This is a genomic window from Kitasatospora sp. NPDC048715 (assembly GCF_043198905.1).
Classification (GTDB): domain Bacteria; phylum Actinomycetota; class Actinomycetes; order Streptomycetales; family Streptomycetaceae; genus Kitasatospora; species Kitasatospora lactacystinica.
Map to the genome: position 1 here is coordinate 1 of NZ_JBICVH010000010.1, position 26,164 is coordinate 26,164.

Below are 26,164 nucleotides of genomic sequence, written 5' to 3' on the forward strand. Positions count from 1 at the left end.
GGCTCCCAGTAGACGACTGGGTTGATAGGCCGGATATGGAAGCCCTGTGAGGGGTGGAGTTGACCGGTACTAATAGGCCGAGGGCTTGTCCTCAGTTGCTCGCGTCCACTGTGTTGTTCTGAAACAACGACCCGCCCGAATCCTGTCGGGTGTGCGGTGACAGTTTCATAGTGTTTCGGTGGTCATAGCGTGAGGGAAACGCCCGGTTACATTCCGAACCCGGAAGCTAAGCCTTACAGCGCCGATGGTACTGCAGGGGGGACCCTGTGGGAGAGTAGGACGCCGCCGAACAATTATTCAGAAAAGCCCCTGATCCACTCGGATCAGGGGCTTTTCGCATTTCCGGTCCGGACGGTCCGGACGGTCCGGACGGGCCCGACAGGCCGGCTCCGGTGCCTCCGAACCCTCCCGGGCGACCCCCGCCGAGTGGCTGGTCCACCGTCAATATGCCGCTAAAACCGCCTGATCAGCGCACTGATCAGCGGAAAATCGCGTCGCACACCGTAGTCTCGAAGGCAAGGGGAACAGGTGTCCGGGGGTGTCCTCCGGGCCGGTCGGATCAAGAATGGTGCTCATGGGACGAGGCAGGCTGCGCATCTACCTCGGGGCAGCCCCCGGGGTCGGCAAGACGTACGCCATGCTCGCCGAGGCGCACCGGCGCCAGGAGCGTGGCACGGACGTCGTGGTCGCGTTCGTGGAGGACCACGGCCGCCGGCGGACCGCGGACATGGTCGCCGGGCTGGAAGTGGTGCTGCGCCAGCAGGTGGTGCACCGCGGCGCCCGTTTCTCCGAGATGGACCTGGACGCCGTCCTCGCCCGCCGCCCGCAGGTGGCCCTGGTGGACGAGCTGGCCCACACCAACGTCCCCGGCTGCCGCAACGAGAAGCGCTGGCAGGACGTCGAGGAGCTGCTGGCGGCCGGGATCGACGTGATCTCCACCGTCAACGTCCAGCACCTGGAGTCGCTCGGCGACGCGGTCGAGGGCATCACCGGGGTGCGCCAGCGCGAGGCCGTGCCGGACGAGGTGGTCCGGCGGGCGGATCAGATCGAGCTGGTGGACATGTCCCCGCAGGCGCTGCGGCGGCGGCTGGCGCACGGCAACGTGTACGCGCCGGAGAAGATCGACGCCGCGCTCGCGAACTACTTCCGTCCGGGCAACCTGACCGCGCTGCGCGAGCTGGCGCTGCTGTGGACCGCGGACCGGGTGGACGAGTACCTCCAGAAGTACCGGGCCGAGCAGGGCATCGAGGGCACCTGGCAGGCCCGGGAGCGGATCGTGGTGGGCCTGACCGGCGGGCCCGAGGGGGCGACGCTGATCCGCCGGGCGGCCCGGATCGCCGCCCGGGTCTCCGGCGGTGAGCTGCTCGCCGTGCACATCTCCCGCTCGGACGGGCTGGTGGGTTCGGGCTCGCCGCAGACGCTGATCGAGCAGCGCGTGCTGGTGGAGAGCCTCGGCGGTTCCTTCCACGCGGTCCTCGGCGACGACCCGGCCGGCGGGCTGCTGGACTTCGCGCGGGGCGTGAACGCCACCCAGATCGTGCTGGGCACCAGCCGGCGGCCCGCCTGGCAGTACCTGTACGGGCCGGGCGTCGGCACCACGGTGACCCGGGAGGCCGGGGACATCGACGTCCACATGGTCACCCACGAGCACGCCGGGCACGGGCGGCGCGGCAAGATACCGGTCCGCCGGATCACCGACCTGGGCCGTACCCGGACGGTCGCCGGCTGGCTGATCGGGCTGGTCGGCCCCCCGGTGCTGGCGATCGTGCTGACCGCGATCGGCGGGCTGGGGCTCTCCACCGACATGCTGCTGTTCCTGTCGCTGACGGTGTGCGCGGCGCTGGTCGGCGGGCTGCTGCCGGCCATCGGCTCGGCGCTGGTCGCCTCCTCGGTGCTGAACTACTACTTCACCCCGCCGCTGCACACCTTCACCATCAACGAGCCGCAGAACATCATGGCGGTGGCGATATTCACCATCGTCGGCATCTCGGTGGCGTCGGTGGTGGACCTCGCGGCCCGGCGCACCCAGCAGGCGGCCCGCAGCCAGACCGAGGCGCAGACGCTCAGCGCGCTGGCCGGCACGGTGCTGCGCGGCGCGCCCAACGGCGACGGGGTGCTCACCGCGCTGATGGAACAGGTGCGGGAGACCTTCGGGCAGGAGAGCGCCGCGCTGCTGGAGCGGCCCGATCCGCTCGCGCCCTGGGTGCCGGTGGCCACCGCCGGCCCGCGGCCGCCGGAGCGGCCGGAGGAGGCCGACGTGGACGTCCCGGTCGGCGACAGCCTGGCGCTGGTGCTGCGCGGCCGGGTGCTGCCCGGGGCGGACCGGCGCCTGCTCGGGGCGTTCGCCGCGCAGGCCGCCGTGGTGCTGGAGCGCCGCCGGCTGGCCCGGGAGGCCGCCGAGGCCCGCCGGGAGGCCGAGGGCAACCGGATCCGGACGGCTCTGCTGGCGGCGGTCTCGCACGACCTGCGCACCCCGCTGGCGGGCATCAAGGCCTCGGTGAGCTCGCTGCGTTCGGCCGACGTCGACTGGGACCCGGAGGACGAGGCCGAGCTGCTGGCCGGCGTCGAGGCCGGGGCGGACCGGCTGGACCACCTGATCAACAACCTGCTCGACATGAGCCGCCTGCAGACCGGTACCGTCACCCCGCTGATCCAGGAGACCGACCTGGACGAGGTGGTGCCGTTCGCGCTCGGCGGGGTGCCGCTGGAGTCCGTCCGGCTGGAGGTGCCGGAGACGCTGCCGATGGTCCGGGCCGACGGCGGGTTGCTGGAGCGCTCGCTGGCCAACCTGGTGGAGAACGCCGTCAAGTACAGCCCGGACGGCGTCAAGGTGCTGGTCAAGGCCGACGAGCTGCGGCAGCCGGGGCGGCCGGCCCGGGTCGAGCTGCGGATCGTGGACCGCGGCCCGGGGGTGCCGGAAGAGGCGAAGGAGAAGATCTTCGCGCCGTTCCAGCGGTACGGGGACGCGCCGCGCGGTGCCGGGGTGGGCCTCGGACTCGCGGTGGCGCGCGGTTTCGTCGAGGCGATGGACGGTACCGTCACCGCCGAGGACACCCCGGGCGGCGGCCTCACCATGGTCGTCAGCCTGCCCGTGGTCGACCGGCCGCCCGAAACGGGGGAGCCGGGCGGCGAGGGTGGCGGTCCGCTCCCGGAGCTGATCACCTGAGAACCGGCGGCGCACCGGCCGGGCCGGGCGCCCCTCCCCGGGGCCGCGCGCCGCAGCGAAAGTCGTAGAGCCAGTCCCCAGTCCGTAAGTCAGACAGCCCCGAAAGGCGGAGCCCGCACATGACCCGGGTCCTCGTCGTGGACGACGAACCGCAGATCGTCCGCGCGCTGGTGATCAACCTCAAGGCCCGCAAGTACGAGGTGGACGCGGCCCATGACGGCGCGAGCGCCCTGGAGCTGGCCGCGGCCCGCCATCCGGACGTGGTCGTCCTCGACCTGGGCCTGCCCGACATGGACGGGGTCGAGGTGATCCGCGGCCTGCGCGGCTGGACCCGGGTGCCGATCATCGTGCTGTCGGCCCGGCACGCCTCGGACGAGAAGGTCGAGGCCCTGGACGCCGGCGCCGACGACTACGTCACCAAGCCGTTCGGCATGGACGAGCTGCTCGCCCGGATGCGGGCCGCCGTGCGGCGGGCCGAGCCGGTGGCCGGGGAGGCCGACTCGCTGGTCGTCACCGAGTCCTTCACCGTCGACCTCGCGGCCAAGAAGGTCAACCGGGACGGCGCCGACGTCCGCCTCACCCCGACCGAGTGGCACCTGCTGGAGGTACTGGTCCGCAACGCCGGGCGGCTGGTCAGCCAGACCCAGCTGCTGCAGGAGGTGTGGGGCCCGGCGTACCGCACCGAGACCAACTACCTGCGGGTCTACCTCGCCCAGCTGCGCCGCAAGCTGGAACGCGACCCCTCGCACCCGCGCCACTTCATCACCGAGCCGGGCATGGGATACCGGTTCGAGAGCTGACCCCGGCGGCCCCCGGCGGTCGAGCGACCTGCCGCCGGGGGGCCGGAACCCGGTACCCTTCCGACATGAGTGGTGACAACAGCAGCGGCCAGCCGCAGGGGCGGTTCCGCCGCATGCTCAGCCGGCTGACCTCCTCGGCCGAGGAGCTGGACGCCGAGGAGCTGCGTCAGGAGATCGCCGCGGAGTCCGGCTGCACGCCGATCGCCGGCTGCGGGGACCGCGATCTGGTCACCGTCGCGGGAACGCTGCGCACGGTGACGCTGCGCCCCCGGGCGGGTGTGCCCGCCCTGGAGGCCGAACTCTTCGACGGTACCGAGGCGCTGGACGTGGTCTGGCTCGGCCGCCGTTCGATCGCCGGGATAGAGCCCGGCCGCCGGCTGGTCGCCAGCGGCCGCATCGGTCACGCACGCGGGCGCCGCGTGCTGTTCAACCCCCGCTATGAGCTGCGTCCGGTCGGACACGGGAGCGAATGAGCGTGAGCAACCAGCCCGGCGGCGAGGCCGCCGCCCAGCTCGACCTGGCCGTCGACCCCGCGGACGCGGAGGCCGCCCGCAGGGCCGCCTCCAAGGAGGCCGCCGACACCGTGCTCCAGGCCTTCGGCGGCGTGCGCGGCATGATCGACATGACGCTGCCAGGCCTGGTCTTCATCGTCACCTACAACCTGACCCACCAGGTCAGCACCTCGGCCTGGGCCGCGCTGGGCCTGAGCGCCCTGTTCGTGGTGGCCCGGCTGGCGAAGCGGCAGACCATCCAGCACGCCTTCAGCGGGGTGTTCGGTGTCGCCCTCGGCGCCTGGATCTCGATGAAGAGCGGCAAGGCCGAGGACTTCTACCTGCCCGGCCTGCTCTGGAACGTCGGCTACTGCATCGCGCTGGCGGCCTCCGCGCTGGCGCGCTGGCCGATGATCGGGGTGATGCTCGGCCCGATCACCGGCGAGATGTTCACCTGGCGCAAGGAGAACCCGGGCCGCCTGGCCGCCTACACCAAGGCGACCTGGGCCTGGGTGCTGATCATGGGCCTGAAGCCGGTGATCCTCTTCCCGCTGTACTTCACCCACAACGTCAACCTGCTGGGCTGGCTGAAGGTCGCCCTCGGCATCCCGCCGATGCTGCTGGCGATGTACGTGACCTGGCAGATCCTGCTGAAGGCGCCGCCGCCGATCAAGGCGCAGCTGGACGAGGAGGAGCCGGCGAAGTAGCCGCCTCCGGCCGGCCGGGAGGCCGGTGCGAAACACGGCGAAGGGCCCGCACCCCGACGAGGGGTGCGGGCCCTTCCGCTGTGCCCGCGGGGCTACTGGGCGCCCGAGGTCGCCGAGAGGAGCTGCTCCAGCTCCTCCTCGCGCTCCTGCGCGGCGACGAAGAGCAGCTCGTCGCCGCCCTCCAGGGTGTCGTCCTTGCCCGGCACCAGCACCCGGCCCTCGCGGATGATGGTCACCAGCGCGGTGTCCTGCGGCCAGGCCACGTCGCCGACCCGGATGCCGACGAGCTCGGTGTCGGAGGCCAGGGTCAGTTCGACCAGGTTGGCGTTGCCCTGGCTGAAGCGCATCAGGCGGACCAGGTCGCCGACGCTGACCGCCTCCTCGACCAGCGCGGACATCAGCCGCGGGGTGGAGACGGCGACGTCCACGCCCCAGGACTCGTTGAAGAGCCACTCGTTCTTGGGGTTGTTCACGCGGGCGACCACCCGCGGCACCGCGTACTCGGTCTTGGCGAGCAGCGACACGACCAGGTTGACCTTGTCGTCACCGGTCGCGGCGATCACCACGTGGCAGCGCTGGAGCGCGGCCTCGTCCAGCGAGGTGATCTCGCAGGCGTCGGCCAGCAGCCACTCCGCCATCGGAACCCGCTCCACCGAGATGGAGTTGGGGTTCTTGTCTATCAGCAGGACCTCGTGGCCGTTCTCCAGCAGCTCGCCCGCGATCGAGCGGCCCACGGCACCGGCACCGGCAATGGCGACCCGCATCAGTGACCCTCCTCCTTCGGTCCCTGCGCGAACGCGGCCTCGACGGCCGTCAGGTCGGCCCGGCGCAGCATCACGTGCACCAGGTCGCCCTCCTGCACCACCATCTGCGGCGAGGGGAGCATTCCCTCGCCGAGCCGGGTGACGAACGCCACCCGGGTGCCGGAGGCCTCCTCCAGCCTGCTGATCCGGTGGCCGATCCAGCGCGGGTCGTACGCGACCTCGGCGAGCTGCACGCCACCGCTCGGGTCCTGCCACAGCGGCTCGGCGCCGCTCGGCAGCAGTCGGCGCAGCATCTGGTCGGCGGTCCAGCGGACCGTCGCGACGGTGGGGATGCCCAGGCGCTGGTACACCTCTGCGCGGCGGGGGTCGTAGATCCGGGCGGCGACGTTCTCGACGCCGAAGTTCTCCCGGGCCACCCGCGCGGCGATGATGTTGGAGTTGTCGCCGCTGGAGACCGCGGCGAAGGCGCCCGCCTCCTCGATGCCCGCCTCGCGCAGGGTGTCCTGGTCGAAGCCGACGCCGGTGACCCGGCGGCCGTTGAACCCGGCGCCCAGCCGGCGGAACGCGGTCGGGTCCTGGTCGACCACGGCCACCGAGTGGCCCTGTTTCTCCAGGGCTCTGGCGAGGGCGGAGCCCACGCGGCCGCAGCCCATGATCACGATGTGCACCGGCGCTTACCTCACCCGTCCCGAAGGGGCCTTGACCTGCGCAAACACCGTTCAGCTCCGTTTCCCGCCCGGTCGTCCGGGACGAGGTTCCTCGTGGGGGCGCCGACCCGGCAACGCTCGACAACCAGAGTGTTGCCCGCCGACTCGTATCCGACACGCTAGCCGGTCCACCGAACGCAGTCGCGACGAAGGGGGGGACAAACGGCGGAGCCTTGACCGGGGAGCCCCTACGATTCCTTAACGTGCCTATGCCGACTGACCTTCCGAAACGCATCCTGATCGGGCGCGCCCTACGCAGCGACAAGCTGGGCGAGACGCTTCTGCCCAAGCGGCTCGCGCTGCCCGTGTTCGCCTCGGACGCGCTCTCCTCGGTCGCGTACGCCCCCGAGGAGATCCTGCTCACCCTCTCCATCGCGGGCGCCTCGGCGATCCATTTCTCCTGGCAGATCGGCGTCGTCGTGGCGATCGTGATGCTCGCCGTGGTCGCCTCGTACCGGCAGAACGTGCACGCCTACCCCAGTGGTGGCGGTGACTACGAGGTCGCGACCGTCAACCACGGTCCGGCCGCCGGTCTGGTGGTCGCCAGCGCCCTGATGGTCGACTACGTGCTCACCGTGGCCGTGTCGACCACCTCGGGCGTCGCCAACGTCGTCTCCGCGGTGCCCGCGCTGCGCGGCCACGAACCGGTCCTGTCGGTGATCGTGGTCGTGCTGCTGATGGGCATGAACCTGCGAGGCGTGCGCGAGTCCGGGAGCGCCTTCGCCGTTCCCACCTACGCCTTCATGGTCGGCGTGATCGGGATGGTCGGCTACGGGGTGTTCCGGCACTTCGTGCTCGGCCAGGACATGCCCGCCGAGAGCGCCGGGTTCCACCTCGCCGCCACTCCCGGCAACGACTCGCTGGCCGGCTTCGCGATGGTGTTCCTGCTGCTGAAGGCGTTCTCCTCGGGCTGTGCCGCGCTCACCGGTGTCGAGGCGATCTCCAACGGCGTGCCGGCCTTCCGCAAGCCCAAGAGCAAGAACGCGGCCACCACGCTGCTGATGATGGCGAGCATCGCCGTCGTGATGTTCATGGGCATCATCTGGCTGGCCCGGCTGACCGGTGTCCAGATGGCCGAGAACCCGGCCGAACAGCTCGTCGGCACCTCGCCGGACTACCACCAGAAGACCGCGCTGGCGCAGATCAGCGAGGCCGTGTTCAACAACTTCACGCCCGGCTTCTACTTCGTCGCGGCCGTCACCGGGCTGATCCTGGTGCTCGCCGCCAACACCGCCTTCAACGGCTTCCCGGTGCTCGGCTCGATCCTCGCCCAGGACCGCTACCTGCCGCGCCAGCTGCACACCCGCGGTGACCGGCTGGCCTTCTCCAACGGCATCATCCTGCTGGCGATCGCCGCGATCCTGCTGATCCTCGCCTTCGACGCCGACCCGACCCGGCTGATCCAGCTCTACATCGTCGGCGTCTTCGTCGCCTTCAACATGAGCCAGTCCGGCATGATCCGGCACTGGACCCGGCTGCTGCGCACCGAGACCGACCCGGCCAAGCGCCGCCACATGCAGCGCAGCCGGGCGATCAACGCCTTCGGCCTGGTGATGACCATGGCCGTGCTGATCGTCGTCCTGGTCACCAAGATCAGCCACGCCTGGATCGCGATCGCCGCGATGGCCGTGCTGTTCGTGATGATGAAGGGCATCCGGCGGCACTACGACCGGGTCTCCGACGAGCTCATCGCCGCCGAGGAGCCGGACGACGTGGTGCTGCCCACCCGGGTGCACGCCATCGTGCTGGTCTCCAAGCTGCACAAGCCGGCGCTGCGCGCCCTGGCGTACGCCAGGCTGGCCCGGGCCCACACGCTGGAGGCCGTCACGGTCAACGTCGACCCGGCGGACACCGCGGCGCTGCGGCGGGAGTGGGACGAGCGCGGCATCGAGGTGCCGCTCAAGGTGCTGGACTCGCCGTACCGCGAGATCACCGGGCCGGTGCTGGACTACGTGAAGAACCTGCGGCGCAGCAGCCCGCGGGACGTGGTCTCGGTCTACATCCCGGAGTACGTGGTCGGCCACTGGTACGAGCACCTGCTGCACAACCAGAGCGCGCTGCGCCTCAAGGGGCGGCTGCTGTTCAAGCCCGGTGTGATGGTCACTTCGGTACCGTGGCAGCTGGAGTCCTCGGAGCGGCGCAAGCCGCAGAAGGCCTGGTCGGCGCCGGGTGCCGTCCGGCGTGGCGAGCCACGCGCGCCGAAGGCCGTAAAGTCGAAGGATTCCGTCTCCACCGGTTCGAACGCCGGGGACACCTCCGACCGCAGCAAGGACTCCTCCCAGTGACCCGCAACACTCCGCCCCGTTCCTCGGGCTCCTCCGGCAAGGGCGCCCGCCGGGGCGGCTCCCAGCCCGGGCAGGTCTCCCGGCCGCGCTGGGGCCGGCCGGCCCGTCCGGAGGCCACCGACCGCGACGGCCTCACCGCGCGCACCGCGCCGATCGTCCCGGGCGAGCGGGAGGACCGGGAGCCCGCCGGGCCGGCCGCCGGCAAGGGCGCCGCGGGCAAGACGTCCGCCGGCAAGACGTCCGCGGGCAAGGCCTCCGGCAAGGGCGCGCCGAAGGGCGCCGGCAAGGGTGCCGCCCAGGACGCGCCGAAGGGCGCTGCCGGGGCCGGCCGGAAGGCGCCGCGCAAGCAGGCGGTGCGGCCGCCCAAGGCGCTGCGCGCCGGTGCCGCGCGGCCGTCGCGGCCCGAGACGCCGTCCGGGGAGCCGCTGGTCGGGCAGCGCTACGAGGTCGAGGTCGGCCCGGTCGCGCACGGCGGCGGGCACTGCGTGGCCCGGCACGAGGGCCGGGTGCTGTTCGTGCGGCACGCGCTGCCCGGTGAGAAGGTCGTCGCACTGGTGACCGACGGGACCACCACCTCGCGGTTCCTGCGGGCCGACGCGGTGGAGGTGCTGGAGCCGTCCAAGGACCGGATCGAGGCGCCCTGCCCGTTCGCCGGTCCGGGCAAGTGCGGCGGCTGCGACTGGCAGCACGTCACCCCGGGCGGGCAGCGCAAGCTCAAGGCGGCGGTGCTGACCGAGCAGCTGGCCAAGCTCGCCGGGCTCACCCCGGCCGAGGCGGGCTGGGACGGCAGCGTCGAGCCGGTCGGCGGCAAGCTTCCGGCCGGGCAGGTGCCGGCCTGGCGCACCCGAGTGCAGTACGCGGTCGACGCCGGGACCGGGAAGGTCGGCCTGCGCAAGCACCGCTCGCACGACGTGCAGCCGGTGGACCGCTGCCTGATCGCCGCCGAGGGCGTCACCGAGCTGGGCATCGAGGCCCGCGACTGGCCGGGGGTGGCGAGCGTCGAGGTGATCGCCGCGACCGGCTCCTCGGACCGCCAGGTGGTGCTCACCCCGCGGCCGGGCGCCCAGCTGCCGCTGGTCGAGCTGGACAAGCCGGTGTCGATCGCCCGGGTGGACGAGCAGGGCGACGTGCACAAGGTGCACGGGCGCGGCTTCGTGCGCGAGCGGGCCGCCGGGCGGACCTGGCGGATCAGCAACGGCGGCTTCTGGCAGATCCACCCGGAGGCGCCGGACACCCTGGTCGACGCCGTGCTGGACGGGCTGGACCCGCAGTGGGGCGAGAACGCGCTCGACCTGTACTGCGGCGTCGGCCTGTTCGCGGGCGCGCTGGCCGACCGGGTCGGCGAGGACGGTGCGGTGCTCGGCATCGAGTCCGCCAAGCAGGCCGTGGTCGACGCCCGGCACAACCTGGCCGCGCTGGACAACGTGCAGATCGAGTGCGACCGGGTCGAGACGCTGCTGCCGCGCACCGGCATCACCGCCACCGACCTGGTCGTGCTGGACCCGCCGCGCTCGGGCGCCGGCCGCGAGACCGTCGCCCACCTGGTCGGCCTGGAGGCGCGCCGGATCGCGTACGTGGCCTGCGACCCGGCGGCGCTCGCGCGGGACCTGAAGTTCTTCCGCGAGGGCGGCTACTGGCCGGTGTCGCTGCGGGCCTTCGACCTGTTCCCGATGACCCACCACTTCGAGTGCGTGGCGATCCTGGAGCCGGTCGGGCAGTGATCCCCGGCTGAGCCCGGCCGATCCTGGGCTGGCCCCGGGCTGATCCCGGGCGTCGGGAGTCACGGCAGGAGGCGGTCACCCGTTCGGGGTGGCCGCCTCCTGCCGCGTCCGGGGCCGGCTACCCGTTGTGCTCCTCCTCGTCGACGCTGTGCGGCAGGTCGATGCCGTGCTGGGCGGCGAGCCGCAGGAGCGCGGCGACCCGGCCCTCGTACGCCTGGACGCCGTCGGCGTCCTCCTCGGCCCGGGCCGCCGCGAGGTCCCGGCGGGCCTGGGCGAGCTGCTCGCGCAGCTCCTGGTCGAACATGGCTGTCATCGGTAGGCCTCCGCACCGGTCGGCGCCCGCTCGGGGGAACGCAGGGGGGTCTTCAGCCTCCCGGACGGCGGGTCGGTCTTCAAGTCCCGCCCCTCCCGGTGGGGCGGGGCGGGGGGCGGGGCGGAGCGGGCGCGGGCGGCCCGGACCGGGCGGAAGGTCAGGTGCCGGCAATGCGCTGGTAAAAGATGGTGCGCGCAAGGCCGTCGGGCCCCGGGAGAGGGCTTGACGAGGTCATTCCCCGGGGCGAAGGTGAGCCGCTGACATGTGATGTGTGCCGTTGTACCGGTGTGCCGTTGCGCCGTTGCGCCGTTGCGCCGGTGCGCCGTCGCACCGCCCGTGACGGCAGCCGCCCCACGCCGTCGGCCGGGGCCGGCCGGGTGCGGGAGGGGGAGCGTCATGGAGCTGGAGCTGCGGCACCTTCGCGTGCTGTGCGCGATCGCCGACACCGGGAGCGTCGGCCGGGCCGCCGTCCTGCTCGGCGCCTCGCAGCCGGCGACCAGCACCCAGCTGCGCCGGATCGAGCGCCACCTGGGCGCCCCGCTGTTCGAACGCACCACCGTCGGCGTCGCGCCGACCGGCTTCGGGGCGGAGGTGGTGGCCGCGGCCCGGGAGCTGCTCACCCGCGCCGACGGCCTGGGCCGCCGCCCGGAGGCCCCGGCCGGGCCCGTCCCGCGCGAGCTGCGGCTGGCGGCGACCAACTCGCCGCTGCTGCCGGGACTGGTCACCAGGGCGCGGCACCAACGGCCCGGGCAGCGCTTCACCCTGACGTCGGTCCACCGCTCCTCCGACATCGTCGAGCTGCTGGAGCGGGACGAGGCCGACGCCGCGGTGGCCGTGGACTACCCGGGCCGGGAACTGCGCCACGCGCCGTCCGTCGCGCACCGCGGCATCGTCACCGAGCCCGTCTTCGTCGCGCTGCCGGCCGGCCACCGGCTGCGGCACCGCACCGAGGTGGCGCTGGCGGACCTCGCGGAGGAGGAGTGGTTCCTGACCCCCGACGACGGGGCCGGCTGGCACGGCGTGTTCCACGGGGCCTGCGCCGCGGCGGGGTTCGCCCCGGCGACCGTCCACGAGTTCCTCGGCGGCCGGCTGGAGCTCCAGGAGATGATCGCCGCCGGGCTCGGCATCTCCGTCGTCCAGGCCACCACCCGGCCGCTCGCCGAGGTGGTGGTCAAGCCGCTCGCGGGGACGCCGATCTGGGTCCGGCAACTGCTGGTCTGGCGGCCGGCCGGGGTGGGCGGGGAGGTGGTGGAGACGCTGCTCGGGGCGGCCGCCGCGGCGTACCGGGACCTGATCGCGGCGGCGCCGGGCTTCCAGGCGTGGGCCGCACGGACGTACCGGCCTTAGCGCCCTTGGCGGCCGCGGCGGGCGGTGTTATGGCCGGGCAGGGCTATGTCATATGACCTGTGACATTGTTCTGACCCTCCGCCGCTGGCAGGATCATGACGCGTTCCCCCAACGCCTCGGCAGTCCTCCCAGCGCCTCCCCCCACAGGAGAAGGACCCACCAGTGCGCCCACGGATACCACTCCCCACCCTGCTGGCCGGCCTCGTCGCCGGCTGCTGCGCCGCCGCCACGCTGCTGCCCGCCACGGCCGCCTTCGCCGCCCCGGCCGCTTCCGCCGCCTCCGGCCCGGCCGCCTCCGGGTCGGGCGCCCGGCCCGCGGCCGGCGCCCCGGCGGCCGACCCGGGCTCCGCCCTGCCGAAGCCGCTCGGCGCCTTCCTCACGGTCGACCCGGCCGAGCAGTCCCGTGCGGCCGAGGAACCCGCCCCCGTCGCCAAGCCGCTGCCCCCGGCGCTGCTCGGGCAGCTCGTGATGGGCCAGCCGGCCGGCACCGCCGTGCAGACCGCGCAGCGCCCGGCCGGGCTGAAGACGTCCCCGGTCAAGCAGCCCCTCGCCGCCCGCGGTGCCGCCGCCGCGGCCGCCACCGCGCAGAGCTGCACCCCGGCCGACTTCGGCAGCCGCAGCGGGGCCGACCTGGTCTCCTTCCTGGAGGCCTCGACCCCGGACTGCGTCAACACGCTGTTCAACGTCACCGGCACGGACGCGGGCGCCGTCTTCAAGGAAGCGAAGATGCTCACCGTCGCCAACGCCTTCCAGAACGCGGCGGGCGGCTACACCGGCGACAACTCGACCGGCATCCTGCAACTCGTGCTCTTCCAGCGGGCCGGCTGGTACGTGCAGTCGAACAACGCGGGGGCGGTCGGCCCGTACGACGCGGCCCTGACCGGCGCCTCCAAGGCCGCCCTGGACGCGTTCTTCGCCGCGCCGCACCGCACCGACGTGAGCGACGGCAACGGCACCGTGCTCAACGAGGTCCTGGTGCTCACCGACAGCGCCAACCTCCAGGGCAGCTACCTGGGCGTCTACAAACAGGTGCTGACGTCGTACGACAACTCGTACAACGCCTTCCCGAAGATGCTCAAGGCGGTCAACGCGGTGCTCTCCGCTCCGCTGTGGCGGGGCAACTGGAACCCCGACTTCGTCAGCGCGGTCGCCGCGGACCCGAGCATCGGCGCCACCCTGGGCGACTTCGCCCTGAACCACAAGGACCTGCTCGGCACCGCCAACGCCTACCTGGACGTCAACGCGGGCAACGACCTCGGCCGGATGGCCGGCGACGGCCCGGCGGTCGAGGCCGCGGTCAAGGGCAAGGTCAAGGCCGTCCTCGACGGCGCCCGGATCACCGGCGCCACCGGCCCGCTGTACGTCCACACCGCGTACCAGGCCAACAGCTTCGACCCCGGCCAGTGCTCGTACTACGGCACCTGCGACCTGCCGGCCAAGCTGACCGCCGCGGTGCTGCCGAACCAGCTGGTCTGCGACAACCGCACCATCCTGACCGAGACGCTCCCGCCCGCCGACCTGTCCGCGGTCTGCGCCAGCCTGCGCGGCGAGGACACCTTCTTCCACAAGCTGGTGAAGGACAACGGTCCGATCCCCGGCCAGTACGACAAGGAGCTGACCCTCGCGGTCTTCGCCAACCAGGCCGACTACCTGACCTACTCCTGGGCGATCTTCAACAACTCCACCGACAACGGCGGACAGACCGTCATGGACCCGACCGACCCGAACAACCGGGCCGTGTGCGTGATGTACCAGAAGTCCTGGAACGACGGCTTCACCGCCAACGTGTGGAACCTCAACCACGAGTACACCCACTACCTGGACAACATCTACGACCTCAAGGGCAACTTCTCCACCGAGATCTCCGTCCCGGACATCTGGTGGATCGAGGGCGTCGCCGAGTACGAGTCCTACGCCTACCGCGGCACCACCGACACCCAGGCGATGGCCGAGGCCGCCAGGCACACGTACAAGCTGAGCACGATCTTCCAGAACACGTACGGCAATTCGGACACCGTGCGCACCTACCCGTGGGGCTACCTGGCGGTCCGGTACATGTTCGAGAAGCACCCGGCCGACATCGACTCCGTGCTCGCGCACTTCCGCACCGGCGACTACCAGGGCGGCTACGCGGTCTACAACGGCATCGGCACCGGCTACGACGCCGACTTCGACGCCTGGCTCGACGCCTGTGCCGGCGGCGCCTGCTACGCGGCCGGCCCGACCGCGCTGTTCGGCCAGACCGTGAACGGCCCGACCGTCACCCTGACCGACAAGTCCGTCCAGACCGGCCCCGGCCGGATCACCGCCTGGCACTGGACCTTCGGCGACGGCGGTTCGTCCGACCAGCAGAACCCGAGCCACACCTACGCGGCCGCCGGCACCTACACCGTCGCGCTGACCGTCACCGACGACACCGGCAGGACCGCCAGCACCCCGACCTCCGTCACCGTGACCACCGGCGGAGGCGGCGGCCCCACCACCCCGCCGGCCTGCACCGACCCGCGCACCGACGCGCTCGGCAAGAACTGCTCGCGGGCCGATCTGGCGGCGACCGCCGGCAACCTGGACTACCTGTACGTCTACCTGCCGGCCGGCACCAGCACCTTGAGGATCACCACCTCCGGGGGCACCGGCACCGCCTCCCTGTACTACAACGAGAGCACCTGGGCCTCGCCGAGCGCGTACACCGCCTCGTCCACCAACCCGGGCACCACCCAGAGCATCACGGTGACCAACCCGACGGCGGGCTACCGCTACGTGAGCCTCTACGCGAACACCGACTTCAGCGGGGTGACCGTCAGCACCCAGTTCTGATCCGCCTCCCTTCCGGCGCGGGCCGGGTCCGTGGCAGCCGCCGCGGGCCCGGCCGTTCGGCGTCCCGGTGACGGCGAGGTTGCGCGGGGGCGTGCGGCAGGTGTGCGGGCGGTGTGCACGCGCCCTTGTTGTGCTAGCACTTGAGCGCTAGCTTGAACGGCATGGGTAAGAAGCAGCTGAACGTGCGGGTCGACGCCACGACCGCCGAGATGGCCCGGGAACGGGCGGAGCAGCAGGGGATCTCCATGAACCAGTACATCGAGCGCCTGGTCCAACAGGACATGGGCGAGTCCGGGCGGGCCTTCGTGGACGCGGCCGCGCAGTTCATGAAGGAGTACGAGTCGGCCTTCCTCGCCGAGTTCGGGGAGCCCGGCGACCTCCAGGACGTGCGCCGTTGAAGCTGGAGGTCGACCTCTCGTGGCTGCTCATGACCGCCGAGCAGTACACCCCCGGTGACCCGCAGGTCACCGACTACGGCTCGCTGCTCGCGGCCGTCACCCGCCACCAGGCCGAGATATTCGACATCGCGGTCTACCCCGAACCACAGGACCGCGCCGCCGCGCTGATGCACCAGCTGATCCGGGTGCCCGCCCTGGAGAAGACCAACGAACTCTTCGCGACCGCCGTCGCCTACGCCTACCTGGTCGCCAGCGGCTGCACCATTGCCACCACCGCCCGCGAGGTGCGCAGCCTCTCCCGGGCCATCCGCGAGGGGCGGCTCGGGGTGTCGGGCGTCGCCGAGCGGCTGGCGGCCTGGATGGTGGACGAGGCGGAAGGGGAGGAGGTCACCGGGGCGGACGAGGAGGACGAGGACGACGACTGATCGGCGCCGTCCTCGGCCGGGCCCCCGGGGCGCCGGGCGGCGGGGCCGCTGAGGGGCGGGCCGCTACTGGGCGGCGGGCTCCTACTGGGCGGGCTCCTACTGGGCGGCGGGCTCCTACTGGGCGGGCTCCTACTGGGCGGCGGGTTCCGCGATCAGGGCCGTCGCGAAGGTGCGGAAGCCGGCCCGGCGGTAGATCCGGGCGACGTCCTCGTCGGCGGCGGACAGGAACACCGTCCGAACCCCGTTCGCCCGGGCGTGCGCGACCAGCGCCGCGGTGACCGCCAGGCCCAGCCCGCGGCGGCGCGCGGACGGGAGCGTGCCCACCCCGGCCACCTCGGTGACCGGGCCCACCGGGTTGTGCTGGCCGGCGCACAGGGCCGTGCCGTCCTCCAGGGCCGCGGCCAGCACGGTGGTGCCGGCGGCGATCCGCCGGGCGACCTGCTCCGCCGTGCCGTCGGCCGTCAGCCGCGCCGCGGCCGTGGCGAGCTCGGCCGCACCGGTCGGGCCGACGGCCGTGCCCGGATCGCCGAAGGCCAGGTGCGGGACGGCGAGCGCGGCCGCCAGTTCCGGCGCGTCCGGCGCCAGCACCCGGACCTCCACCGGCTCCGGCAGCTCGGGCGCCGGGGCCGCTTCGTCCTGCGGGCCCAGCACCAGCAGCGGGTGCTCGTGCACCGTCAGGCCCGCCGCTTCGACCGCCGCGCGCAGCTCCGGGGTCTGCTCGGCCACCCACTCGAAGGCCTCCGGGACGCCCAGCTCCCGCTGCCGCTCCAGCACCCGGCGGACGTCCTCGGCGGTGGCGGCCGGGCCGCCGTGGCCGAGGGCCGGGCGGGCGTAGTACGGCCAGCCGCCCCCGTCGCGGACGAACAGGGTCAGCGGTCCGAAGTCCTCCGTGCGGGCGGCGCTGCGCGGCACGGCGTCGTAGTAGCGCTCGATCTCGTCGAGCAGGGGGCGGTCGGGAACATGATCAACAGGGGTCACGGCGTGCATCCAAGCAGGGGCTGTGACGCGGTGCCACCGGATTTCCGGGGCACGTCCCAGGGCCCTCGCCGCCCTCCCGGTGCCCCTCGACGTCTCCCCGGGGGCCGATTGTTGCCGAACGCTTACCCGCTCGCAGCGATCTTGTGCGAACACAGCGTGCATGCTGAAGGCTTTACAGCTCTGCCGAGGGGGACGGCGGACGTCTGCACTAGGCGAGGCAAGGGGGAAGACAGGCCCATGAGGCTCTGCTTTCTGGTGGAGGAACACTACCGGCACGACGGCATGCCGCTCGACGTGGCACGCCAACTCACGGCGTGGGGACACCGGGTGGACGTGCTGCGCCCCGGGGACTCGCTGCTGGCGATCTCCGAGGAGGTCCGGGCCGGCAGTCACGACGCCTGGGTGCTCAAGACCGTGTCCGGCGGGCCCGGGCTGACCCTGCTGGAGTCGGCCGCCGCCGTCGGCCTCACCACGGTGAACGACGTGCGCTCGATCCGCGGGGTCCGGGACAAGGCGCTCGCCGCGGTCATCGGCCGCACCCGGGGGCTGCCCGTACCGGTGACGTACGCGGCCGCGCGCTGGGAACGGCTGGCGGAGATCCCGGCCGCCGAGTACCCGCTCGTGGTCAAGCCCGCCGACGGCAGCTCCGGGCGCGCCGTCCGGCTGGTGCGCAGCCCCGACCAGCTGCTGGAGGTCGGGCCTGAGCTGGCGGGGGAGGGGCTGCTGATCGCCCAGCCGTACGTGCCCAACTCCGGGACCGACCTCAAGGTGTACTGCGTCGACGGCGAGCTCTTCGCGACGGAACGTTCCTCCCCGCTGCACCCGGGGCAGGGCGTGCGCGAACGGCAGGTGCCGCTGCCGGGGAGCGTCGCGCGGATCGTGGCGCAGGTCGGCGAGGTGTTCGGGCTGGACCTGTACGGGGTCGACGTGCTGCTGGGGCCGGACGGGCCGGTGGTGGTGGACGTCAACGACTTCCCGAGTTTCCGGCAGGTGCCGGACGCGGTGGCCCGGGTCTCCCGGGCGGTGCTGCGGCTCGCGCGCAGCGGGACGGCCGTGTCGGTGCCGGGCGGGCCCGCCGAACTGGTGCCCGGGGGGCCGGTCGAGCTGGTGCCCGCGGGCGGCGACGCCTACGGTCAACTCGGCTTCGGTGAGGGGGAGTTGTTGTGAAAGTCGGACTGATCACCGGCGACCCGGGGCATCCGGTGCTGGCCTCGGCGGCCGAACTGCTGGTGCGCCGGGGGCACGAGGTGGCGGTCGTCCCGCCCGCCGGGCCCGTGACCGGGCTCGCCGACGTCTGCCTGCTCAAGGCCCGCACGCCTCAGGCGCTGGCGCTGGCCGCGGAGCTGGAGCGGCGGGGCGTGCCGGTGGTCAACTCGGCGGCGGCCACCGGGCTGTGCCAGGACCGGGTGCGGATGGCCGACCTCGCCCGCGCCGCCGGGCTGCCCTTCGCGGCCACGGACGCGGCCGGACGCTTGGGCGAACTCGCCGATCCGGCCTACCCGTTCGTGGTCAAGAGCCGGCACAGCAGGCGGCACGACCTGGTCGCCCGGGTGGACGGCCCGGCCCGGTTGCGCGAACTCGCCGAGCGCTGGCCCGAGGAGCCGGTCGTCACGCAGCCGTTCGTCCCGGGGACGGGCTGGGACCAGAAGCTGTGGGTGGTCGACGGACAGGTGTTCGCGGCCCGGCGGCAGTCCGAGCTCGCCACCGGCACGGGGAAGTCGGGGCGGGCGGAGGACTGGCAGCCGTCCGCCGCGCGGGCCGCGCTCGCGCTGCGCGTCGGCGAGGTGTTCGGGCTCGACGTGTACGGGGTCGACCTGCTCGACGGGCCCGCCGAGCCGGTCATCGTGGACGTCAACGCCTTTCCCGGAGTGCGCGGCCGCCCCGGCGCGCCGGAGGCTCTGGTGGCGCTGGCGCTGCGGGTCGGGGCGCAGCGGGGGCCGGTGCGAGCGGGGCAGGACCGCGCGCGGCGGGGCCCCGCGGGGCGGGCGCTCGCAGGACTCGGGAGGGGCGTGGGGTAGGGCCGGCAGACGTGGCCGGGGTGTGGGCCCGTCGGCGCCGGGCCGGGGTGGTAGCCGGGGCCGTGGGCCCGTCGGCGCCGGGCCGGGGTGGCGGCCCGGGGCGCGGGTCCGTCGGGGTCGTTAGGCTGGCTGGCGCCCCGACCGGCCGGGGCGTACGGCGAGAGAAGACGGAACCTTGCTCCAGGACATCGAGCGCTACCTGGCCTGCCCGCACTGCGCGCAGGCCCTCACCCGGCACGACCGCAGCCTGCGCTGCCCGGCCGGGCACAGCTTCGACCTCGCCAAGCAGGGCTACGTCAGCCTCCTCGCCGGCGACGCCCACACCGGCACCGGGGACACCGCCGAGATGGTCGCGGCCCGCGCGGACTTCCTCGCCGCCGGGCACTACCGGCCGATCGCCGAGGCGCTGGCGCGGGCGGCCTCCGCCGTCGTCGCCGGTGAGCCCGGCGGGCTGGTCGCCGACCTCGGCGCCGGCACCGGCCACTACCTGGCGCACGTCCTGGACGCCCTGCCCGGCACGGTCGGCGCGGCCCTGGACATCTCCAAGTTCGCGCTGCGCCGCGCCGCCAAGGCGCACCCCCGGATCGGCGCCGTGGTGTGCGACGCCTGGCGCCCGCTGCCGCTGCGGGACGCCTCGGCCGAGCTGATGCTCAACGTGTTCGCCCCGCGCAACGGGCCCGAGATCCGCCGGGTGCTGCGCCCCGGCGGCACCTTGCTGCTGGTCTCGCCGACCGCCCGCCACCTGCGCGAACTCGTCGACGCACTAGGCCTGTTGTCGGTGGACGAGGAGAAGCAGCGGCGGATCGACGAGAAGCTCGGACCGTACCTGGAGCCCGCCGGGCGGCGGGAGGTCGAGTTCACCCTGCGGCTCGGCCCGCAGGACGTGCGCACCGTCGTCGGCATGGGGCCGAGCGCCTGGCACACCGATCCGGAGCGGCTCGGTGCCGCGCTCGCGGAACTGCCGGAGCCGGTCGAGGTGACGGCCTCGGTGACGGTGGCCGCGTACCGGCGCTGAGCGCCACGTTGGGATGAATCTGCCGCGCAGGCACGTTTCTTCCGGTCGGCCTGCGGCTAACGTCCGACAGGTGAACCGCGACGCCACCAGGCCCGCAGGGCCGTCCCACCTCCGAACGGGCGCCCCACGGCCCGACCGGCCGCCCGTGCCGCGCCCCACCGTCGAGGAGCTCCGGCTCACCTCGTTCAAGTCCTACCGGCGCGCCGTGCTGCCGCTCGCGCCCCTCACCGTGCTGCACGGGCCCGCCGGGGTCGGCAAGTCCAACGCCCTCGATGCGCTGGCCGTGCTCTCCCGGCTCGCCCTCGGCGAGGAGATCGCCGACTCGCTGGACGGGCTGCCCGACCGCACCGGTCCGCTCGCCGAGGCCGTCCGCGGAGGCCTGGACGGGTGCGTGCCGCACGGGCGGGACGCGATCATCCTCGGCTGCACCGTCCGCTCGCCGCACGGCCTGATCCGGCTCGACGTGGTGATCCGCACCGACGGCCCGGTCCGGATCGCCCGGGAGTCGCTCACCCTCGACGGCCGGACCCTGATGGACACCGGGGAGCAGGACGTCCGCAACCGGCGGGTCAACGTCTGCTGGCACAACGACACCCGCCAGGGCGACATCCGGGCGCCGTTCCCCAGCGGCACGATGATCACCGCGCAGCTGCCGCTGCGGGTCGCGGGCTCGTCGGCCGGCGAGTGCCTCGTCCTCGCCGCCACCGAGGACCTGCTCACGGCGCTGCGCGAGGTCTTCCCGCTGCACCCCGTCCCCGCACTGATGCGCGGCTGGGCCCGGGCCGACCCGCAGGCCCGGCTGCGCGGCAACGCCGCCAACATCTCCGCCGTCGTCGCCCGGCTGAGCAACGAGTGCCCGCGCCGGTACGGGCAGCTGCTGCGCGCGGTGCAGTCCGCCGCGCCGCACCCGCTGCTCGGGCTCACCCTGGCCGAGCGGGAGAGCGCGGGCGTGCGGAAGGTCCTCGCCGTCTTCGACGAGGGCGTCCTCGGACGCACCGGGGCCGACCAGGCCTCCGACGGCATGCTGCGCCACCTCGCCTTCGCCGCGGTGCTGCTGACCGGGGCCGGGGTGCTCGACCTCGACGTGGCCGCCGAGGTGCCCTGGGCGCACCGGCAGCTCACGGTGCTGGCCGAGGACCTGGGCGCGGGGCTCTCCGCGGAGCAGGCCGCCACACTGCTGCGGCTGGCCCGGGACATGGCGGAGCGCCGCCAGCTGCGGGTGGTCGCGGCCCTGCAGGAGCCGGCGGCGGCGCGGGAGGTGCTGGGCGGCACGCCCGGGGGCGGGATGGTGCTGGTGGAGTGCCGGCGGGATCCCGACTCGGGGTTCACGGTGCTGCGGACGGAGACGGCGCGGGTGCCGGTCCAGGGCGGGCGCGGGGAGGCGGCGGGGGAGGCCGGGGACGCCGGGGGTGGGGCCGGCGACGGGGCCGACGACGGGGCCGACGACGGGGCCGCGGCGGGCGCGGGCCGGTCGGCGGCGGGGTTGACGGAGGGGCCGGCGGGGGCGTCGGAGGGGCCGGCCGGGCTCGCGGGAGCTCCGGCCGGCAGCGGGGCGTTTCCGGTGGACGGTGGGGCGGCGGGTCTTGATGCGGTAGACCTGGAGGGGTGAGCGAACGAGTGACGGGGCCGGCGGAGCCCACCGTTGAGGCCTTGCGGCAGCGGCTGGTGGACTTCGCGGCGGCCCGGCGGTGGGAGCCCTTCCACACCCCGAAGAACCTGGCGGCGGCGTTGAGCGTGGAAGCGGGGGAGCTGCTGGAGATCTTCCAGTGGCTGACGCCCGAGCAGGCCGGCGCGGTGATGTCCGACCCGGACCGCGCGCACCGGGTGCACGACGAGGTCGCGGACGTGCTGGCGTACCTGCTGCAGTTCTGCACCGCGGTCGGGGTGGATCCGCTGGAGGCCCTGGCGGCCAAGATCGAGCGGAACGAACTCCGCTTCCCGGCGCCGGAGGGCGCGGTCGACAGCGGTGAGCACGCGGTCGCCGGCGGGGAAAACGCGGTCGGCGCCGGTGAACACGTGGTCGGCGCCGATGAAAATGTGCTCGGCGTCAACTCGGACGTGGACGACCAACCCTTGTGAGGGAAGGAATTCATCCACAGCCCCCGACTTTTCCACAGCTTCTGACACCGTGGATGCGCGTCCGCGCTCTTCCTCGCACGCTTTCGCCGTGACCAGCCGTCACCCCTCGGACCGCCCCTCCCGGCGGCCCGGGTCGACGGCGACAGCGAGCGAGGGGAGCGGTGGCCATGGAGGCGCTGCGACTGATCAAGACGGCCCGGCACGCCCTGGCCGAGGCCAGGCACGTACCGGACGTGCTGGCCGAGGCGCGGCAGGCCGCGCTGCTCACCGAGGCGGTGGGCGCCAGGCTGGCGGAGTCGGAGGACGAGGAGCTGACCGGGCTGGGGCAGCAGCTGTCCGAGGCCGGGGCGCACGCGGCGGTCTGCCTGGACCGCTCCGTCGTCCGGGCCGCCCTGGTGAGCGGGGGCCGGGCCGCGCGGCTCACCGACCTGGGGGACTTGGCGCCGGCCCTGGGGGCGCTGGACGGATTGCTCCGGGACGTCGGCGAGACGCTGGTGGTGCTCGCCTGCGGGGCGGACACCGAGAGCCTCTACTGGACGTGCATCGACGGTGTGGACGCGGTGTCGGAGTGCAAGGACCTCACCGTACGGCTGCGTGAGGCGGCGGTCCGGGCCGGGGAGGCGCAGCCCGCGGCGCTCGGTGGGGCCGAGCGGGAGCGGGAGCAGGTCGGCGGCGGGGCGCCGTTACTGGTGGTCCGGCTCGGCCCGCCGGGCGACACCGCTCCGTCGGGCGGTAGCGGCGCCGGTGCCGGGAGCCGCGGCGGCTCGCCCTCCGGCGGCGGCCCGCCCGGTGAGGGCGGGCCGGCCGAGGAGGAACCGGTGGAGGGCTACCGGGTGCCCTGCGTGTCCGAGGTCTCGGAGGTGTCCGTGCCGGTCGGGTAGGCGGTGGAGTCGGCGCTCCCGGGGACGGAGCCCTGGAGTTCGGCGAGGTCCGCGGAGACGGAGGCGAGCAGTTCCTGCATCTGCTCCAGCAGGCTCTTGGGGCTGGCGGGTCCGGCCGAGGTGCCGTCGGCCGAGCCCGTCGGGCTGCTCGGGAACTGCGGCGTGGCAGATGGTTCGGACATGACGGGACCTCTTCGCATCGGTGGTGCGGTGTGGAGCGGCCGACGGTGGCTCGGACCGCACGGCGGGAGGCGGCAGTCGCCCGCCACCGGGGCACCCACCCCCGCCGTAGCACCCAACGAACCGCTCCGGACGCCGTCACCCGGACACCACCCGATGCGGTCCAACTCCGCTGCGGGGTAAGCCTCCCGGGTGAGCCGGGGTTGCCGTCGCGGTGCCGCCTCGGCTAGGCGCGGAACGGCCCCGGGCGCGTTGCGGAGCGGGCCCCGGGCGTCGCGGAGCGGGGATGCGACCGATGATGCGGAGCGCGGCGTGGTCGACATGCCCGGACAGGAGCCGGGGATGAACCGGGACGACCAGGGGGAGAACCCACCCCTTGCCACTCTCAACGTATAGCGCACGGGGGGTCTTGCGGCAAGGCCCCCGTGCTGGCGCACAATCGCAGGCCTCAGATCGGAGCTGATGCCATGAACAGCCGGACCACCAGTGCGTTCGACCTTCCCGCCCGCCTCGCCGCCAAGGCCGACCCGGCACTGATCGGCGAGGACGAGCGGCACTTCGCGGCCGTCGCGGAGAGCCTGGAAGAGGCGATCACTGGCCTGTCCGGCCGCCTCGACGCGCTGCGCCGCGCGCCGGGCGGCCTCGGCCGGGAGGCGATGGACCGGGACATCGAGGTGCACAGGCTGACCGGTCGGCTGCGCGCCCTGCGCCGCTTCGGCCTGGACCTGTGCCTCGGCCGGGTCGTCCTCGCCGACGACCCGGAGCCGGTCTACATCGGGCGGCTCGGCCTCACCGACAGCGCGGGGCGACGGCTGCTGGTCGACTGGCGCTCGCCCGCGGCCGAGCCGTTCTTCGGGGCCACCCACGCCGATCCGATGGGCCTGGTGAGCCGGCGCCGGTACCGCTGGACCGGTGGCCGGATCGCCGACTACTGGGACGAGGTGTTCACCGCCGAGGCCCTGGAGGGGCACGCCGCGCTGGACGACCAGTCCGCGTTCATCGCCGGCCTGGGCGGCGGCCGGTCGGCCCGGATGCGGGACGTGCTGGCCACCATCCAGGTCGACCAGGACGCCATCATCCGGGCCGGCTCCCGGGGCGCCCTGGTGGTGGACGGCGGCCCGGGCACCGGCAAGACGGTCGTCGCCCTGCACCGCTCCGCGTACCTGCTCTACTCCGACCCCCGGCTCGGCCACCGGCGGGGCGGGGTGCTGTTCGTCGGCCCGCACCAGCCCTACCTGGCCTACGTCGCCGACGTCCTGCCGAGCCTCGGCGAGGAGGGGGTGCGCACCTGCACCGTGCGGGACCTCGTCGCCGAAGGGGCGAAGGCCGGGGCCGAGGCCGACCCGGAGGCGGCCCGGCTGAAGTCCTCGGCCGACATGGTGAGGGCGATCGAGAAGGCCGTCCGGTTCTACGAGGAGCCGCCCACCGAGGGGCTGGAGGTCACCACCCACTGGGCCGACCTCTGGCTGAGCGCCGAGGACTGGTCCGACGCGTTCGACGCGCCGGACCCGGGCACCCCGCACAACGAGGCCCGCGAGCAGATCTGGGAGGAGCTGGCCACGATCCTGATGCACAAGCTGGACGAGGACGAGGGGGTCTCGCCCGAGCTGTTCCGCCGGTCGCTGCGGCAGGACCGGGAGCTGGTCGAGACGCTCAACCGGGCCTGGCCGCTGCTCGACGCGGCCGAGCTGGTCGGCGACCTCTGGTCGGTGCCCGCCTACCTGCGGATGTGCGCGCCCTGGCTCGCTGCCGAGGACGTCCGCAGGCTCCAGCGCAAGGACGCGCCCCAGGCCTGGACGGTGTCCGACCTGCCGCTCCTGGACGCGGCCCGGCAGCGGCTGGGCGATCCGGAGGCGGACCGGCGCCGGCGTCGGCGGGAGGCCGCGGCCGCCGCCGAGCGCGCGCGGATGGCCGACGTCATCGGCGACCTGCTGCAGGCCGACGACGACGGCGAGGGCGCGGTGACGATGCTGCGCGGCCGCGACCTCCAGGACACCCTGGTCGACGAGACGGCCCTGCCCGTCGCCGACCCGGAACCGCTCGCCGGGCCGTTCGCGCACATCGTGGTGGACGAGGCCCAGGAGCTGACCGACGCCGAGTGGCAGATGCTGCTGCTGCGCTGCCCGTCCCGGAGCTTCACCATCGTCGGGGACCGGGCGCAGGCCAGGCACGGCTTCACGGAGTCCTGGCAGGAGCGGTTGGAGCGGATCGGGCTCGACCGGACCGCGGTGGCCTCGCTGAGCATCAACTACCGGACACCGGAAGAGGTCATGGCCGAGGCCGAGCCCGCGATCCGGGCCGCGCTGCCGGACGCCAACGTGCCGACCTCCGTCCGCAGCAGCGGCATCCCCGTCGTGCACGGGTCGGTGGCGGAGCTGGACGCCGTCCTGGACGGCTGGCTCGCCGACCACGCCGAGGGGATCGCCTGTGTGATCGGCGCCCCCGGGTTCGAGGCGCGGCCGCGGGTCCGGTCGCTGACCCCGGAGCTGTCCAAGGGACTCGAGTTCGACCTGGTCGTCCTGGTGGATCCGGAGGCGTTCGGCGGTGGGGTCGAGGGCGCGGTCGACCGCTATGTCGCGATGACCAGGGCCACCCAGCGGCTGGTGCTCCTCAGGAGTTCGTGAGCCGGCGGCGGCGAAGGGAGCGGGTTGCGGAAGGAGGGAGCGGATGGGCCGAAACGCACATCGCCCGGTCGGGTGACGCGAGTGTCGGGCGACGGCTGAGGGAGGCCAGACTGGGGCGATGGACGAGGAGGAACCGCTGGCGTCGTGGGCGGCCAGGCGGGAGCAACGGCTGTGGCCGGTCGGGCAGTTGCGGGCCGTACGGCTGATGGACGGGCGGCAGCGGGGCGCCCATGTGGCGCCGGGCGAACCGAGGCTGATCGTGCGCTGGGACGGCTACCAGTGGCTGCCGGAGACGGTGGCCGAGGACTACGCCGCCGCTCAGCGGATCCTCCACGGCATCGAGGGCGGCGGCGCACCGCGGCCCGGGCGCTCGGTGCGGCGGCCGAGGAAGGCACCGGGGCGCCACCGCAAGCCCTGAGGTCCGCACGGGTGGGCCGCTCCACCCGCG

General features: G+C 73.7%; 22 protein-coding genes, 2 rRNA genes and 1 pseudogene. 20 read left to right on the forward strand and 5 right to left on the reverse strand.

All coding sequences use genetic code 11. The features are described from left to right. From ACGFSC_RS19510 to ACGFSC_RS19535, 6 genes are all read left to right on the forward strand, one after another. Window positions 1-93 (forward strand): 23S ribosomal RNA (locus ACGFSC_RS19510); the annotation flags it as partial. An 81-nt stretch (window positions 94-174) separates the two neighbouring features. Continuing rightward, a 5S ribosomal RNA gene (gene rrf / locus ACGFSC_RS19515) occupies window positions 175-291 on the forward strand. Window positions 292-574: 283 nt separating this feature from the next. Beyond that, the gene (locus ACGFSC_RS19520) at window positions 575-3,166 is read left to right on the forward strand and encodes a sensor histidine kinase KdpD (RefSeq protein ID WP_359909895.1); all 2,592 of its coding nucleotides are present in this window, start codon (window positions 575-577) and stop codon (window positions 3,164-3,166) included. 119 nt (window positions 3,167-3,285) lie between these two features. Beyond that, window positions 3,286-3,966: a response regulator gene (locus ACGFSC_RS19525; protein ID WP_049657530.1), complete on the forward strand. Its 681-nt coding sequence runs from the start codon at window positions 3,286-3,288 to the stop codon at window positions 3,964-3,966. A 65-nt stretch (window positions 3,967-4,031) separates the two neighbouring features. Beyond that, the gene (locus ACGFSC_RS19530) at window positions 4,032-4,439 is read left to right on the forward strand and encodes an OB-fold nucleic acid binding domain-containing protein (protein ID WP_359909898.1); all 408 of its coding nucleotides are present in this window, start codon (window positions 4,032-4,034) and stop codon (window positions 4,437-4,439) included. Window positions 4,440-4,441: 2 nt separating this feature from the next. After that, complete coding sequence (locus ACGFSC_RS19535; RefSeq protein WP_359909901.1) at window positions 4,442-5,164, forward strand: DUF3159 domain-containing protein; 723 nt, start codon at window positions 4,442-4,444, stop codon at window positions 5,162-5,164. 92 nt (window positions 5,165-5,256) lie between these two features. Here ACGFSC_RS19535 and ACGFSC_RS19540 read toward each other — a convergent pair whose 3' ends face one another. Next, window positions 5,257-5,928 carry a TrkA family potassium uptake protein gene (locus ACGFSC_RS19540; protein WP_359909904.1) on the reverse strand — a complete coding sequence of 224 codons (672 nt, stop codon included), beginning with the start codon at window positions 5,926-5,928 and terminating at the stop codon, window positions 5,257-5,259. Continuing rightward, window positions 5,928-6,596 carry a TrkA family potassium uptake protein gene (locus ACGFSC_RS19545; protein WP_359909907.1) on the reverse strand — a complete coding sequence of 223 codons (669 nt, stop codon included), beginning with the start codon at window positions 6,594-6,596 and terminating at the stop codon, window positions 5,928-5,930. Before ACGFSC_RS19545 ends, ACGFSC_RS19540 begins: the two co-directional genes overlap by 1 nt. 248 nt (window positions 6,597-6,844) lie before the next feature. On the opposite strand from ACGFSC_RS19545, the gene ACGFSC_RS19550 reads away from it, so the two are divergent. After that, complete coding sequence (locus ACGFSC_RS19550; RefSeq protein WP_380546579.1) at window positions 6,845-8,920, forward strand: APC family permease; 2,076 nt, start codon at window positions 6,845-6,847, stop codon at window positions 8,918-8,920. A 371-nt stretch (window positions 8,921-9,291) separates the two neighbouring features. Next, window positions 9,292-10,641 (forward strand): class I SAM-dependent RNA methyltransferase, encoded by a 1,350-nt coding sequence (locus ACGFSC_RS19555; protein ID WP_359909982.1) that lies wholly within the window; start codon window positions 9,292-9,294, stop codon window positions 10,639-10,641. Window positions 10,642-10,759: 118 nt separating this feature from the next. On the opposite strand, the gene ACGFSC_RS19560 is transcribed toward ACGFSC_RS19555, so the two are convergent. After that, window positions 10,760-10,954 (reverse strand): hypothetical protein, encoded by a 195-nt coding sequence (locus ACGFSC_RS19560; RefSeq protein WP_359909913.1) that lies wholly within the window; start codon window positions 10,952-10,954, stop codon window positions 10,760-10,762. A gap of 396 nt (window positions 10,955-11,350) precedes the next feature. Between ACGFSC_RS19560 and ACGFSC_RS19565 the strand changes: the two genes are divergently transcribed. The 4 genes from ACGFSC_RS19565 (at window position 11,351) to ACGFSC_RS19580 (ending at window position 15,941) form a co-directional block, all read left to right on the forward strand. Further along, window positions 11,351-12,301 (forward strand): LysR family transcriptional regulator, encoded by a 951-nt coding sequence (locus ACGFSC_RS19565; RefSeq protein ID WP_359909916.1) that lies wholly within the window; start codon window positions 11,351-11,353, stop codon window positions 12,299-12,301. A gap of 162 nt (window positions 12,302-12,463) precedes the next feature. Next, window positions 12,464-15,118, forward strand: a complete 2,655-nt coding sequence (locus tag ACGFSC_RS19570) for a collagenase (protein ID WP_359909919.1) — start codon at window positions 12,464-12,466, stop codon at window positions 15,116-15,118. 161 nt (window positions 15,119-15,279) lie between these two features. Further along, window positions 15,280-15,516 (forward strand): toxin-antitoxin system HicB family antitoxin, encoded by a 237-nt coding sequence (locus ACGFSC_RS19575; protein ID WP_049659744.1) that lies wholly within the window; start codon window positions 15,280-15,282, stop codon window positions 15,514-15,516. Beyond that, window positions 15,513-15,941, forward strand: a complete 429-nt coding sequence (locus tag ACGFSC_RS19580; protein WP_359909922.1) for a fic family toxin-antitoxin system, toxin component — start codon at window positions 15,513-15,515, stop codon at window positions 15,939-15,941. Before ACGFSC_RS19575 ends, ACGFSC_RS19580 begins: the two co-directional genes overlap by 4 nt. Before the next feature lie 129 nt (window positions 15,942-16,070). Here ACGFSC_RS19580 and ACGFSC_RS19585 read toward each other — a convergent pair whose 3' ends face one another. Continuing rightward, a complete protein-coding gene (locus tag ACGFSC_RS19585; RefSeq protein WP_359909925.1) occupies window positions 16,071-16,919 on the reverse strand; it encodes a GNAT family N-acetyltransferase in 849 nt (282 codons plus the stop codon). A gap of 237 nt (window positions 16,920-17,156) precedes the next feature. Between ACGFSC_RS19585 and ACGFSC_RS19590 the strand changes: the two genes are divergently transcribed. From ACGFSC_RS19590 to ACGFSC_RS19615, 6 genes and pseudogenes are all read left to right on the forward strand, one after another. Continuing rightward, window positions 17,157-18,086, forward strand: coding sequence for an ATP-grasp domain-containing protein (locus ACGFSC_RS19590; protein WP_359909928.1), 930 nt, complete (start codon window positions 17,157-17,159; stop codon window positions 18,084-18,086). Continuing rightward, window positions 18,083-18,937 (forward strand): alpha-L-glutamate ligase, encoded by an 855-nt coding sequence (locus tag ACGFSC_RS19595; protein ID WP_359909931.1) that lies wholly within the window; start codon window positions 18,083-18,085, stop codon window positions 18,935-18,937. The genes ACGFSC_RS19590 and ACGFSC_RS19595 overlap by 4 nt, the downstream gene beginning before the upstream one ends. Window positions 18,938-19,112: 175 nt before the next feature. After that, window positions 19,113-19,952 (forward strand): putative RNA methyltransferase, encoded by an 840-nt coding sequence (locus ACGFSC_RS19600; RefSeq protein WP_359909934.1) that lies wholly within the window; start codon window positions 19,113-19,115, stop codon window positions 19,950-19,952. 145 nt (window positions 19,953-20,097) lie between these two features. Beyond that, window positions 20,098-21,561, forward strand: coding sequence for an ATP-binding protein (locus ACGFSC_RS19605; protein ID WP_359909937.1), 1,464 nt, complete (start codon window positions 20,098-20,100; stop codon window positions 21,559-21,561). 8 nt (window positions 21,562-21,569) lie between these two features. Then, window positions 21,570-21,905 (forward strand): annotated as a pseudogene (locus tag ACGFSC_RS19610) (nucleotide pyrophosphohydrolase); the annotation flags it as partial. Between the two features lie 293 nt (window positions 21,906-22,198). Beyond that, window positions 22,199-22,912: a DUF6099 family protein gene (locus ACGFSC_RS19615; RefSeq protein WP_359909940.1), complete on the forward strand. Its 714-nt coding sequence runs from the start codon at window positions 22,199-22,201 to the stop codon at window positions 22,910-22,912. On the opposite strand, the gene ACGFSC_RS19620 is transcribed toward ACGFSC_RS19615, so the two are convergent. Then, window positions 22,858-23,094 (reverse strand): hypothetical protein, encoded by a 237-nt coding sequence (locus ACGFSC_RS19620; RefSeq protein WP_359909944.1) that lies wholly within the window; start codon window positions 23,092-23,094, stop codon window positions 22,858-22,860. The two genes, ACGFSC_RS19615 and ACGFSC_RS19620, sit on opposite strands and share 55 nt — an antisense overlap. Window positions 23,095-23,559: 465 nt before the next feature. Here ACGFSC_RS19620 and helR point away from each other — a divergent pair, with 465 nt between their 5' ends. After that, window positions 23,560-25,716, forward strand: a complete 2,157-nt coding sequence (helR, locus tag ACGFSC_RS19625) for an RNA polymerase recycling motor ATPase HelR (protein WP_359909947.1) — start codon at window positions 23,560-23,562, stop codon at window positions 25,714-25,716. A 118-nt stretch (window positions 25,717-25,834) separates the two neighbouring features. Further along, window positions 25,835-26,134, forward strand: coding sequence for a DUF6087 family protein (locus ACGFSC_RS19630; protein WP_359909949.1), 300 nt, complete (start codon window positions 25,835-25,837; stop codon window positions 26,132-26,134). Window positions 26,135-26,164: the final 30 nt, after the last annotated feature.